General features: G+C 65.2%; 15 protein-coding genes. 2 read left to right on the top strand and 13 right to left on the bottom strand.

Translation table 11 applies throughout. From position 1 onward, the window contains the following. Nucleotide 1: 1 nt before the first annotated feature. The 5 genes from H5T73_04770 to H5T73_04750 all read right to left on the bottom strand — a co-directional run bounded on the left by H5T73_04770 (nt 2) and on the right by H5T73_04750 (nt 4,646). Complete coding sequence (locus H5T73_04770; GenBank protein ID MBC7247077.1) at nt 2–1,360, bottom strand: phosphoglucosamine mutase; 1,359 nt, start codon at nt 1,358–1,360, stop codon at nt 2–4. 321 nt (nt 1,361–1,681) lie between these two features. Continuing rightward, nucleotides 1,682–2,074, bottom strand: coding sequence for a 30S ribosomal protein S9 (rpsI, locus tag H5T73_04765; GenBank protein MBC7247076.1), 393 nt, complete (start codon nt 2,072–2,074; stop codon nt 1,682–1,684). 22 nt (nt 2,075–2,096) lie between these two features. After that, complete coding sequence (rplM, locus tag H5T73_04760) at nt 2,097–2,531, bottom strand: 50S ribosomal protein L13 (protein MBC7247075.1); 435 nt, start codon at nt 2,529–2,531, stop codon at nt 2,097–2,099. Nucleotides 2,532–2,599: 68 nt separating this feature from the next. Further along, nucleotides 2,600–3,439, bottom strand: a complete 840-nt coding sequence (locus tag H5T73_04755) for a purine-nucleoside phosphorylase (protein ID MBC7247074.1) — start codon at nt 3,437–3,439, stop codon at nt 2,600–2,602. A 79-nt stretch (nt 3,440–3,518) separates the two neighbouring features. Further along, nucleotides 3,519–4,646 (bottom strand): bifunctional phosphoglucose/phosphomannose isomerase, encoded by a 1,128-nt coding sequence (locus tag H5T73_04750; GenBank protein ID MBC7247073.1) that lies wholly within the window; start codon nt 4,644–4,646, stop codon nt 3,519–3,521. Nucleotides 4,647–4,763: 117 nt separating this feature from the next. On the opposite strand from H5T73_04750, the gene manB reads away from it, so the two are divergent. Both manB and H5T73_04740 read left to right on the top strand, forming a co-directional pair. After that, a complete protein-coding gene (manB, locus tag H5T73_04745; GenBank protein MBC7247072.1) occupies nt 4,764–6,107 on the top strand; it encodes a phosphomannomutase/phosphoglucomutase in 1,344 nt (447 codons plus the stop codon). Then, the gene (locus tag H5T73_04740) at nt 6,104–6,811 is read left to right on the top strand and encodes a hypothetical protein (protein MBC7247071.1); all 708 of its coding nucleotides are present in this window, start codon (nt 6,104–6,106) and stop codon (nt 6,809–6,811) included. Before manB ends, H5T73_04740 begins: the two co-directional genes overlap by 4 nt. Nucleotides 6,812–6,869: 58 nt before the next feature. Here the strand turns inward: H5T73_04740 and truA are convergent, their stop codons facing one another. From truA to infA, 8 genes are all read right to left on the bottom strand, one after another. After that, nucleotides 6,870–7,613 carry a tRNA pseudouridine(38-40) synthase TruA gene (gene truA, locus H5T73_04735; GenBank protein ID MBC7247070.1) on the bottom strand — a complete coding sequence of 248 codons (744 nt, stop codon included), beginning with the start codon at nt 7,611–7,613 and terminating at the stop codon, nt 6,870–6,872. 534 nt (nt 7,614–8,147) lie between these two features. Continuing rightward, nucleotides 8,148–8,498 carry a 50S ribosomal protein L17 gene (gene rplQ / locus H5T73_04730; GenBank protein MBC7247069.1) on the bottom strand — a complete coding sequence of 117 codons (351 nt, stop codon included), beginning with the start codon at nt 8,496–8,498 and terminating at the stop codon, nt 8,148–8,150. A gap of 44 nt (nt 8,499–8,542) precedes the next feature. Beyond that, a complete protein-coding gene (locus H5T73_04725) occupies nt 8,543–9,475 on the bottom strand; it encodes a DNA-directed RNA polymerase subunit alpha (protein ID MBC7247068.1) in 933 nt (310 codons plus the stop codon). A gap of 36 nt (nt 9,476–9,511) precedes the next feature. Then, nucleotides 9,512–10,138: a 30S ribosomal protein S4 gene (gene rpsD, locus H5T73_04720; protein ID MBC7247067.1), complete on the bottom strand. Its 627-nt coding sequence runs from the start codon at nt 10,136–10,138 to the stop codon at nt 9,512–9,514. Nucleotides 10,139–10,150: 12 nt separating this feature from the next. Further along, nucleotides 10,151–10,549 carry a 30S ribosomal protein S11 gene (gene rpsK / locus H5T73_04715; GenBank protein MBC7247066.1) on the bottom strand — a complete coding sequence of 133 codons (399 nt, stop codon included), beginning with the start codon at nt 10,547–10,549 and terminating at the stop codon, nt 10,151–10,153. Nucleotides 10,550–10,627: 78 nt separating this feature from the next. Then, on the bottom strand, nt 10,628–11,002 hold the full coding sequence (gene rpsM / locus H5T73_04710; protein MBC7247065.1) for a 30S ribosomal protein S13: 375 nt from the start codon (nt 11,000–11,002) through the stop codon (nt 10,628–10,630). Nucleotides 11,003–11,021: 19 nt separating this feature from the next. Continuing rightward, complete coding sequence (rpmJ, locus tag H5T73_04705) at nt 11,022–11,135, bottom strand: 50S ribosomal protein L36 (GenBank protein MBC7247064.1); 114 nt, start codon at nt 11,133–11,135, stop codon at nt 11,022–11,024. Between the two features lie 27 nt (nt 11,136–11,162). After that, nucleotides 11,163–11,384: a translation initiation factor IF-1 gene (gene infA / locus H5T73_04700; GenBank protein MBC7247063.1), complete on the bottom strand. Its 222-nt coding sequence runs from the start codon at nt 11,382–11,384 to the stop codon at nt 11,163–11,165. Between the last annotated feature and the right edge of the window lie 16 nt (nt 11,385–11,400).

Raw genomic sequence — 11,400 nt, 5'->3', positions numbered from 1 at the left:
ATCAGCCCATCTCCTTCCCCACGAGCTCCGCCAGTTCGCGGGCCGCCCTTTCCGCGGTCTCCCCACTGAGGGCTTCCACCATGACCCTGACCACGGGCTCCGTTCCCGAAGGCCGCAGCAGCACGCGGCCCTCGTCCCCCAGCCTCTCTTCCCAGGCATGCAGGGCCTCCGCTATGCGCTTGTTCTCCAACAGGCCTTCCTTTTCCTTGACCGGGACGTTGATCAGGAGCTGCGGCACCTTCTCCATCACGCGCGCCAGCGAGGAGAGGGTCCCTCCGTGCTCGACAAGGGCTTCCGCGAGCATGAGGGCGGTGACCAGCCCGTCGCCGGTGGTGGTGTGGTCGAGGAAAATGAGATGGCCCGACTGTTCCCCCCCGAGGTTGTTCCCCTCGCCGAGCATCCTCTCCAGCACGTAGCGGTCCCCGACATCGGTGACGTGTACCTCTATGCCCGCCCTTCGCATGGCGCGGTGAAAGCCCAGGTTGGCCATGACCGTGGTCACAACGGCGCTTCTCTTCAGTATTCCCTTGTCCTTCATGCGCAGGGCGCAGATGGCCAGGATGAAGTCCCCGTCCACCACGCGGCCTTCCTCGTCTACGGCTATCAGCCTGTCCGCGTCGCCGTCGAACGCCAGGCCCAGGTGGGCCCCTCTCTCCACCACCTCCCTCTGCAGCCCGTCGCAGTGGGTGGAACCGCACTCCCGGTTGATGTTCAGGCCGTCGGGTGAGGCGTTGATGGATATGACCTCGGCCCCCAGGGATTCCAGCAGCCTGGGTGCAACGCGGTACGCCGCGCCGTGGGCGCTGTCCACCACGATGCGCAGGGAGGAAAGGTCCGGTCGGGTGATGGAGAGCAGGTGGCGCAGGTACTCCTCCTCCGCCTCCGGCACCTGGCGGTAAACGCCCACCGCGTCGCCCCTGGGACGGCCCGGGATGCGTGCGTCCTCCACCAGCCGCTCCATCTCGTCCTCGACATCGTCGGGGAGCTTGAAGCCATCGCGGTGAAAGAACTTGATGCCGTTGTCGCCGGCGGGGTTGTGGGAGGCCGAGATCATCACCCCGGCGTCCGCACTCCTGCTCCTGACCAGGCAGGCCACGGCTGGCGTGGGAACGACTCCCAGCAACTCCACCCGGCCGCCGCTGGAGCAGATGCCCGCCACCATGGCCGCCTCCAGCATCCCGCCCGAGATGCGGGTATCCCGGCCGATGAGCAGCAGGGGGCGGGGGTTTTCCCTGGCGAGGACCTGCACGGCCGCGCAGCCCAGGCGCAAGGCCAGCTCGGGAGTAAGCTCGCTGTTGACCTTCCCCCTCACGCCGTCGGTGCCGAAAAGCCGGGGTCCGCCTCTTTTCCTCGCCTTCATACCGTGCTCCCGCTTTCCCCTCACATGGACTATATCACCCCGCCTTCCGGGGCTTCAAGGAAAAGTACGCTGCAGGGACGCCCGCGACCTGCCTCCCGGTTCCCCGGCCACTCCCTCACGGGCGTCAGCAACCCCGGGGGTAACTCGTGTTTGGGGCACGGCACGGGCCCGGGAGTCCCGTCTCCGGTTGCGGTGGGCAAGGCCTCGTAGCCTTTCCCCGCGGCCCCTGGCCTCTCGACCTTTTCCCTGCGCTAGACGCGTAAAAAGACCTTTCCCCAGCCGTAAAAGGATAAAGGGATCCCCGGCCGTCCCAGGAGGATATCAGCGCTTGGAGAACTGGGGCCGCTTGCGGGCTTTCTTAAGGCCGTACTTCTTGCGCTCCTTCATGCGCGGGTCGCGCCGCAGGAGCCCGGCCTTCTTCAGTTCCGAACGGAGGGTGTCGTCGCAGTCCACCAGGGCCCTGGCGATGCCGTGGCGCAGGGCTCCCGCCTGCCCGGATATACCGCCTCCCCTGATGGTGGCCACGACGCGGTACCTACCCACGCTCCCCGCCACGCCCAGCGACTCCATGACCTGGTCGCGCAGGGTCTGGCGCGGGAAATATTCTTCCAGGCTGCGCCCGTTGATCACGAACTCGCCCTCGCCGGGGTAAAGCCATACCCTGGCTACGGCCTCCTTGCGCCTTCCCGTCCCGTAACCCAGATGTTGCGGCAAATCTCCACCTGCCTTCCGGTCTTCAGCCCCGCAGGTCCAGGCTTCGCGGTTTCTGCGCCTGGTGGGGATGATGCGGTCCCGCGTACACGTGCAGCTTCTTGAGCATGGACCTGCCGAGCCTGTTCTTGGGAAGCATACCCCTCACGGCTTTCTCCACCACCAGCTCGGGTTTGTCGCGCATGAGGGCGCCGTAGGAGATCTCGCGCAGCCCTCCCGGGTAACCCGAATGCCGGTAGTACTTCTTCTTTTCCGCCTTGTCCCCGGTCAGGACGACCTTGTCCGCGTTCACCACCACCACGTGATCGCCCACGTCCAGGTGGGGCGAGTACATGGGCTTGTTCTTCCCCTTGAGGATCTTGGCCAGCTCACTGGCCAGCCTTCCCAGGACCACGCCCTCGGCGTCCACCAGGTACCAGTCGCGTGCTATGTCCGCCTGCTTCACGCTGTAGGTCTTCATCGCCTCACTGACCTCGTTCTTTTTGTCGCACGACAAACACTAATGATAGTGGCCCTCCTCGTCCCCTGTCAAGAAAACGGCTGGCCCTGCAGGTCGAGCCAGGCGGCGATGATATCCCTGAGGACGGGAACCGCTTCTTCCGCCGTCCTCAGGACGTCCTCGTGCGTCATGGGATGGGGCCTGCGCAGGTCCCAGGCGTTGGTGATGACGCTCACCCCCGTCACCGACATTCCCAGGAAACGCGCCACCAGGGCCTCGGGGACCAGGCTCATGGACACCGCGTCGCCCCCGATGAGGCGCAGGAAGCGTAACTCGGCGCCCGTCTCGTAGGAGGGCCCGGAGACCGCCACCAGCACCCCCTCCGCAAGGGGCCAGGCGGCCGAGGGGGCCCTTGCCATGAGATGGTCGCCCGCCTCCGCGTCGTAGAGGGAGGAGACGTCGAGGAAGGCCGGGTTGCCGTCGGCATCCCGCATGCCCCGCAGGGGATTCACCCCCATGAGGTTGATGTGGTCCCTAACCAGCATGTGGTAACCGCGCTCGAACGCGGGGTTGAGGGCACCGGCGGCGTTGCAGAGTAAGATCCTCTCCACGCCGAGCCCGGCCATCACGCGCACCGGGAAGGTGACTTCATCCATTTCCAGACCCTGGTAATAATGCGGCCTCCCGCGCTGCACCAGCACGCCCCGTCCCCGGTACGCGCCGGCGAGAAGCGTTCCCGCGTGCCCCGGCACCCCCGCCTCGGGCCAGCCTGGTATCTCCGAGAAGGGTATCTCCACGGCCCCGTCGAGCCCGGGCACGGCATCCCCCAGGCCGCTCCCCAGCACCACCGCCGCGCGCAAGCGGGGTATCCCCGCCTCAACGCACAGGGAGGTCACGCGTTCAACAGCCGCCTCTTCACGCCTTTCCATCACTTCCCATCGGACCTTCCCACCGGCCGGTCGCCGTCCGCCCCGTCCATCGCCCTCTCCCACCCCGCGGGCATGACCCTCACACCCCCTCACCGCCGCCAATGCCGCTACCGTCCTCCCCGGGTTCCCCACGCTCCTCCCGCGCCATGCGCTCCTTGAGCAGGGCTATGCTCTCCACCGGGGTAGGGTCCACCCCGTTGAGCAGGGCGAGATAGACGCTGACGAAATCGCCGAGGTACATGGCGCCGAAGAGCTTCTCCGTGCGCGTGCGCCCACCGACGCGTATCACGGTGACCCCTCCCACCCTGTCCCGCAGGAGCTCCGCCGTGACCTCCACCCGCCTGGCGATACGCGGGTCGTCGTCCTCCTCGAGGAGGAATATGGCCTCCGCGCGGCGCGTGACGTCGTTCAGCTCGTGCCAGCCCACTATCTCGTTGTGGTTCATCTCGGGAAGGACGTGGCAGAACGCCGGCACCTTGGCGTTCTCGTTGAACTGGCATTTCCAGCGGTACGCCGCCACCCCCAGGAGGCTTTCCGTCCCGTAGACCACGGGCACCCTGCCCACCAGGCGGCGGGCGAGCTGCTTGGCGAAGTTCTTGCCGGTAACGGAGATGCGCCCCCACTCTTCAGCCTTGTCCTCCAGGCAAGAAACCGTTTCGCTGGCAACCTTCACGAAACCCTGCAGCAGCCCCATGCGCTCCATCACCGCCGCCGCAGCCAGCGAAAGGTATCCCAGGGCGGCGCGCGGCTGCAGCCCGGCGGGGATGACCAGGCAGGGCAGGCCGGAAACGCGGGCCCGCTTCAGGAGCTCCCCCCCCGATGTGACCGCCAGGACGCGGCACCCCAGGTAGAGGGCGTCCTCGAAAGCGGAGATGGTCTCCTCGGTGTTGCCGGAATAGCTGGCCACCACGGCCAGGGTGTCCGACCCCAGCGTCACCGGCAGGCGGTAGGAGCGGTGTACGCTCATGGAAAGTCCCGTGGCCTCCTCGAGGAGGACGCGCAGCACGTCACCCCCGATGGCCGACCCGCCCATCCCCAGGAAGGCGACCCTCGCCAACCCCTCCGCGGAGGGGACCGTCTCCAGCTCCCTGCCAAGCCGCAGGGCATCCGCGCACTGCCGGGGAAAGGCCTCCACGGCCGGGAGCATGCCCCCCGGGTCTCCTTCCTCGAGCGACACCAGGTCATCCAGGATCTCCGTACCGGCCAATCAATACCCCCCTTCCGTGCCGCAGCGGTGCCGCGCCCGTGGGAAAGCGCGCGGTGCGCGGGGCCTACGCGGTTAAACCATGCTAAAATTTTAGCATGCCCGGGAGGAGGTGAGGCGATGGGAGCCGTGGATCCCGCGATTTTCAAGGCATACGACATAAGGGGCGTCTATCCCGAGGAGATAGACGAGGAGGTGGCTTCCCTTATAGGCAGGGCTTTCGTCACCTTCCTCGAGGAGGACAGGATCCTGGTGGGAAGGGACATGCGCCTGTCCTCCCCCTCCCTCTCGCGGGCCTTCATCGAGGGCGCAACGAGGCAGGGGGCGGACGTGGTGGACATAGGCCTCTGTTCCACCGACATGCTCTACTACGCCTCCGGAGAGCTCGATCTCCCGGGAGCCATGTTCACCGCCTCCCATAACCCCGCGGAATACAACGGCCTCAAGCTCTGCCGCCGCAAGGCGGGGCCCATCAGCGAGGATACCGGCATCGCCCAGATCCGGGACCTGGTCCTGGGGGGAGACCTCCCCGCTTCCCGGAGCCGCGGCGAGGTCGTGGAGAGGGACATGCTCCCCCGCTACATAGAGCACGTCCTCGGCTTCATCGACGTCTCCGCCGTCAAACCCCTGCGGGTGGTGGCGGATGCCGGAAACGGCATGGCGGGACTGGTGCTCCCCGCTCTTTTCCAACATCTTCCATGCGACCTCATCCCCCACTGCTTCGAGCTCGACGGTTCCTTTCCGCACCACCAGCCCAGCCCCATCGAGCCCGAGAACATAAAGCTACTGCAGGACTGGGTACGGGAGGCCGGGGCTGACCTGGGCATGGCCTTCGACGGCGATGCCGACCGCGTCTTCCTGGTGGACGACCTGTGCGAGCCGGTGAGCGGCTCCCTGACCACCGCCCTGATAGCGAGGCGCATACTGCAGAAGAACCCCGGCGAAAAGATCATCTACAACTGCATAAACAGCTGGATCGTACCGGAGACCATCCGCGCCTGCGGCGGCGTCCCCATACGGGAGCGCGTGGGCCATTCCTTCATCAAGCAGACCATGGCGGAGACGGGGGCCGTCTTCGCCGGGGAGCACTCGGGTCACTACTACTTCCGCGACAATTACCGCGCCGATTCCGGCATCATCGCCGCGCTCTTCGTGCTGGAGATCGTCAGCCTGGAGGGCAGGCCGCTCTCCGAGATCCTGCAGCCTTTCAAGAAGTATCACGCTTCCGGGGAGATCAACAGCAGGGTGGATGACATCCCCGCCAAGCTGGACGAGATCGCCCGCCTGCACGCCGGAGCGCGTATCGACCGCCTGGACGGCGTCACCGTCGAGTACGACGACTGGTGGTTCAACGTGCGCCCTTCAAACACCGAACCACTGTTGCGCCTCAACCTGGAAGCCAGGACGCGTGAGCTCATGGAGACGAAACGTGACGAGATACTGGCGGTGATCCGTTCCCGATGAGCCGGTTGCTCCGCGCCGCAGCGCCCGCCCTCATCGCTGCCCTGCTCCTCCTGCAAGTGCAGTACGCGGGAGGCTGCGGCAGCTCCCCGGTCGAACCGGCGGAAGGGGCGCGGGAGGCGGTGGAGGCTTCCCTGCGCGCGCTGCACGAGAGAGCCGCGTACCGTTTCCAACTGGAGGTGCAGACATGGATAGGCGTCTCCGGTTACACCGTCTACGGGGACGAGAAGGGCGAGGGCTTCCTGGAAGACGGCGAATTCTCCCTCTCCGTGCTGAGTTCCTCGCCAGCCGGCGAGGAGATACTTACCATATTTTCCCAGGAAGGCGCCGTCTACAGCAAGGAGAACGGCGAGACCAAGGCCATCGATCCCGGGGACATGCCCAACCGCCTGTATGACCCCCGCAACTTCACGAAGGTGCTCACCGAATACGGCGATCCCGTGAGCGAGGGAGTGCAGGTGGACGGCGGCGCGACCTTCCGTGTCTACCTCCTGGAGCTTTCCTCCGCACGCGCGCAGGACATCCTTTCCGGTCCCGCCTGGGAGTATTTCAGCAACCTGCGCTTCGAGGTCAGGTGCCGGGTATGGGTGGGCGAGGGATCCGCTCCTCCCGCCAGGCTGGTCCTGGAGCTGGTGGGTTACGACCCACAGGAGAGCCTGCAGCGTTACCGTTCCCTCATCACCCTGAGGCCCGAGCCTCCGACCTGAGCGCACCGCCCGACCGCACGCCCCCGTAATCTGCTCCCGCCGCGGTGCGGGTCGGAGATCAGAGGCCGTCCGGGTAATGGACCTCCTCGAGAAAGAGGCCGTGGGGAGGCAGAACCGGGCCGGAGAGCGAGTTGTCGGCAGCCTCCAGGACCTCGCGGAAGCGTTGCGGGGACCACCTCCCTTTCCCCACCTCGAGAAGGCTCCCGCAGAGCATGCGCATCATCATCCATGCGAAGGCGTTGGCCTTCACGCGCACGCGCAGGAGCTCACCATCGCGTACGACCTCAGACTCGTAAACCTCGCGGATGGTGGACCTCCCCTCCTCCCGTCGGCAGAACGAAGCGAAGTCGTGTACGCCGACTATGGACCGCAGGGCCTCCCCCATCCCCTTCTCGTCGAGGGACCCGCCAACGTGCAGCGCGTAAAGGCGGTGAAAGGGTGAAGGATGTTCACCCGTATGGAAATAATAGGAGTACGAACGCGCTACGGCATCCCTGCGCGCGTGGAATTCCTCCCTCACCTCCCTACAGGAGACAACGGCGATGTCGTCCGGCAGGAGGGAGTTAAGTGCGCGTGCCAGCCTGGCGACCTCCACGCGCAGCTCCGCGTGGAAGTTCACCACCTGTCCCCTTGCGTGCACCCCCGCGTCTGTCCTTCCCGCCGCGTAGAGCGGCGAGTAGCGCTTCGCGACGCGCGCGAGAGCCTCCTCGAGCGTCCTCTGCACGGTGGGTAGTCCCGGTTGCACCTGGAAACCCTTGTAAGCGGTGCCGTCGTACGCCAGCTTCAACATGTAGTTCGCCATATCCCGATTTTACCTTCGCTCCCCCTACCGCGCGACACGGAAACCCCTTCCATCGCCCCCTGAATTTCACCCTACTGAGGCCGGGAACGACCGGGTCGGTCGCAGCGAGCCTGCGAGCGAGATCGTTACCCGGCGGCCCCGGGCCGGAAGAAGAACTGATATGCAACCACCAAGGCCGGGAACGACCGGGTCGGTCGCAGCGAGCCTGCGAGCGAGACCGTTACCCGGCGGCCCGGCCGCCAGAAGAAGGATGAATACACACCAACCAAGCCCGGGGAACTACAGAGTCGGTCGCAGCGAGGACGCCTTTCCCAGGGTTTCGGATTCATGAGAAAGATGCGCGGCGCCGAGCGAGACCGTTACCCTGAGGCCCTGGGCCGGAAGAAGGACTGATACGCAACCACCAAGGCCGGGAACGACCGGGTCGGTCGCAGCGAGCCTGCGAGCGAGACCGTTACCCGGCGGCCCGGCCGCCGAAAGAAGTACGGGGGAGGGTCAAGGGAGGGGGCGAAGCCCTCTCCCTTGGATTTTACCTTATACGAACTCTATGACCGCCATGGGGGCGGCGTCGCCCTGGCGCGGCCCTGTCTTCACCACGCGGCAGTAACCGCCTTCGCGATCCTCGTAGCGCGGTCCGATCTCCGCGAAGAGCTTGTGCACCACGTCGCGGTCGGGGATGATGGCCAGCGCCTGCCGGCGGGCGTGCAGGTCCCCGCGCTTGGCCAGGCCCACCAGCTTATCCACCAGGGGCTGCACTTCCTTCGCCTTGGCCTGGGTGGTCCTGATTCTCTCGTGCTCGATCAGCTCCCTGGCCAGGTTGGCCAGCATGGAGCGCTGGTGGGAGCTGCTCCCTCCCAATCTCCTGCCCTTCTTTGGCTGCGGCATGACTCGTCCCTCTCGTGATCGTCGCGATGGTCTGCGGCTGCTGGCTAGCCGGTGCGCAGGCTGAGGCCCCTCTTCTCCAGCTTTTCTTTCACGTCCTCTATGGACTTGGCCCCGAAGCTCCGCAGCGCCAGCAGGTCTTCCTCCGTCCTCTCAATCAACTGGCCCACGGTATTGATGCCGCCGCGGTGCAGGCAGTTGAGGACGCGCACCGGCAGTTCCAGGTCCTCGATGGGGGTCTGCATCTCCTTGCTCCCCGCGCGCGGCTGCTCCGCGGAGAAGATGCTCGCCAGCTCCCCTTCCTCGCCCTCGGCAAGCCCCATGAAGATCCCTATGTGCCCGGCGAGGATCTGGGCTGCCCTCACCAGGGCCTCCTTGGGGTCTATGCTCCCGTTGGTGTGCACCTCCAGGATGAGCCTGTCGTAGTCCGTGCGCTGCCCCACGCGGGTGGCCTCCACCTGGTAGGAAACGCGCACCACCGGTGAGAACATGGCGTCCAGGGGGATGGTGCCAGCCACCTCCCGTATTCCGCCCAGGTGCTCGGAGGACACGTAACCCCTGCCCTTCTGTGCCGTCATCTCCATCTTCAGCCTGCCCTTGCCGTTCATGGTGCATATCTTCAGGTCGGGGTTGACGATCTCCACCTCGGAGGGGGCCTGGATATCCCCGGCGGTCACCGTGCGCGGGCCGGTGACGTCGATGAAGAGGGTGTGCTGCCCCTCGTCGAGTATGCGCAGGATGACACCCTTCAGGTTGAGGATTATATCCATGGTGTCCTCCTTGACGCCCTCGATGGTGGTGAACTCGTGCACCACCCCCTCGATGCGCAAGGAGGTTATCGCCGCGCCCGGGATGGAGGAAAGCAGGATGCGGCGCATGGAGTTGCCCAGGGTATGCCCGAGCCCGCGCTCCAGGGGCTCCACGATGAACCTTCCGTACGAGTCCTCGAGCTTATCCACCTCGACATGCGGTTTCTGCATTTCCAGAACCAAGGTATATTCCCTCCTGTCCGTATCCTACTTGGAATAGAGCTCCACGATGAGATGTTCCTTCACCGGGACGTCGATGTCCTCGCGCCGGGGGCGCGCTACGACCTCCACGCGGCGTCTTTCCGCGTCCACCTTCAACCAGGGTACCACCGGCCTGCCCTCGGCGGCCCTCACCGCCTGTATGACCCGCACCAGGTCCCTGCTCTTCTCCTTCAACTCCACCACGTCCCCCACCCTCACCTCGTAGGAAGGGATGTTCACCTTGCGGCCGTTCACCGTCACGTGGCCGTGGCGCACCAGTTGCCGCGCGTCGCCGCGTGAAGAGGCGAGGCCGCCGCGGTAGAGCACGTTGTCCAGCCTGGTCTCCAGGAGGAAGAGCAGGTTCTCGCCTGTTATCCCCTGCTGGCGGGAAGCCTTGCCGTAATAGCGCCTGAACTGCCTTTCCAGCACGCCGTATATGCGCTTAGCCTTCTGCTTTTCCCGCAACTGCAGCAGGTATTCCGTCTCCTTGACCCTGCCGCGGCCGTGCTCCCCGGGCGGGTAAGACCTCCTCTCCATGGCGCACTTGTCGCTCTCGCAGCGGCTGCCCTTGAGGAAGAGCTTCTGCCCCTCGCGCCGGCACTGCTTGCAGGATGGTTCCAGGTTACGGGCCATTTCCCCACACCCCTACACTCTTCTTCTCTTCTTGGGGCGGCACCCGTTGTGGGGCTGGGGCGTGACGTCGGTGATGCTCGCCACCTCCAGCCCGTTGGCCTGCAGGGTGCGTATGGCCGTCTCGCGACCCGAGCCGGGCCCCTTCACGAAGACGTCGACCTTCTTCATCCCGAATTCCTGCGCCTTCTTGGCCACGCTCTCCGCCGCCATCTGCGCGGCGAAGGGCGTGCTCTTGCGCGAACCCTTGAACCCCACCGTTCCCGAGCTGCACCAGGTGAGGGTGTCCCCGTTCTTATCGGTTATGGTGATGATGGTGTTGTTGAAGGTTGACTTGATATGGGCTTCACCGTGCAACACCGTTTTCTTTTCCCTTTTCTTTCCTCTTCCTCTTCCTCTCGCCGGTCTGGCCAACTGGCAACCTCCTGTCCTCTTCCGTCTCCCGTCTTCCGGGACAAGCCGCTCAGGCCGCGGCGTAGTCCATGCCGTGCATCACTTCTTCTTGCGCTTCACTCCCACCGTCTTGCGCGGTCCCTTGCGGGTGCGGGCATTGGTGTGGGTTCGCTGGCCCCGCACGGGCAACCCCATGCGGTGGCGCAAACCCTGGTAGCACCCTATGTCCATCTTCCTCTTGATGTTCTGGGCCACCTCACGCCTCAGGTCCCCCTCCACCTTCAGGTTCTGGTCTATGTAGCTGCGCAGCCGCACGACCTCCTCGTCGGTGAGGTTGCGCACCTTGGTATTGGGGTCGATCCGGCAATCATGGAGCACCTTCAGCGAGGTGGACCTTCCTATGCCGTAAATATAGGTGAGGGCCACCTCCACGCGCTTGTCCCTGGGAAGATCCACGCCCGCTATACGCGCCAAGACCACCAACCTCCTCGACTCAACCCTGCCTCTGCTTGTGGCGGGGGTTCTGGCAGATGACAAGGACCTTGCCGTGACGGCGTATCACCTTGCACTTGTCGCACATCTTCTTCACCGACGGCCTTACCTTCATTTCCAGCTTCTTCCTTTCAGCGCTGCGCTACTTGTAGCGATAGACGATCCTGCCCCGGGTGAGATCGTAGGGCGAGATCTCCACCACCACCCTGTCCCCGGGTAATATCCTTATGTAATGCATCCTCATCTTGCCGGATATGTGAGCAAGCAACTTGTGTCCGTTGTCCAGTTCCACCCGGAACATGGCGTTCGGCAGCGGTTCCAGTACGGTCCCTTCTACCTCTACGGAGCCTTCCTTCCTGCCCACTCCTCACTCTCCCAAC

Source organism: Actinomycetota bacterium, from assembly GCA_014360655.1.
Taxonomy (GTDB): domain Bacteria; phylum Actinomycetota; class Geothermincolia; order Geothermincolales; family RBG-13-55-18; genus JACIXC01.
This window is presented reverse-complemented; position numbering and strand designations above follow the sequence as displayed.

Excerpts from the sequence above, each read along its gene's own strand:
- rpsD (MBC7247067.1), bottom strand. The coding sequence starts at position 10,138 with ATGGCCCGTAACCTGGAACCATCCTGCAAGCAGTGCCGGCGCGAGGGG.
- H5T73_04755 (MBC7247074.1), bottom strand. The coding sequence starts at position 3,439 with ATGGAAAGGCGTGAAGAGGCGGCTGTTGAACGCGTGACCTCCCTGTGC.
- H5T73_04725 (MBC7247068.1), bottom strand. The coding sequence starts at position 9,475 with ATGCAGAAACCGCATGTCGAGGTGGATAAGCTCGAGGACTCGTACGGA.
- H5T73_04770 (MBC7247077.1), bottom strand. The coding sequence starts at position 1,360 with ATGAAGGCGAGGAAAAGAGGCGGACCCCGGCTTTTCGGCACCGACGGC.
- truA (MBC7247070.1), bottom strand. The coding sequence starts at position 7,613 with ATGGCGAACTACATGTTGAAGCTGGCGTACGACGGCACCGCTTACAAG.
- H5T73_04740 (MBC7247071.1), top strand. The coding sequence starts at position 6,104 with ATGAGCCGGTTGCTCCGCGCCGCAGCGCCCGCCCTCATCGCTGCCCTG.
- rplQ (MBC7247069.1), bottom strand. The coding sequence starts at position 8,498 with ATGCCGCAGCCAAAGAAGGGCAGGAGATTGGGAGGGAGCAGCTCCCAC.
- rpmJ (MBC7247064.1), bottom strand. The coding sequence starts at position 11,135 with ATGAAGGTAAGGCCGTCGGTGAAGAAGATGTGCGACAAGTGCAAGGTG.
- rplM (MBC7247075.1), bottom strand. The coding sequence starts at position 2,531 with ATGAAGACCTACAGCGTGAAGCAGGCGGACATAGCACGCGACTGGTAC.
- manB (MBC7247072.1), top strand. The coding sequence starts at position 4,764 with ATGGGAGCCGTGGATCCCGCGATTTTCAAGGCATACGACATAAGGGGC.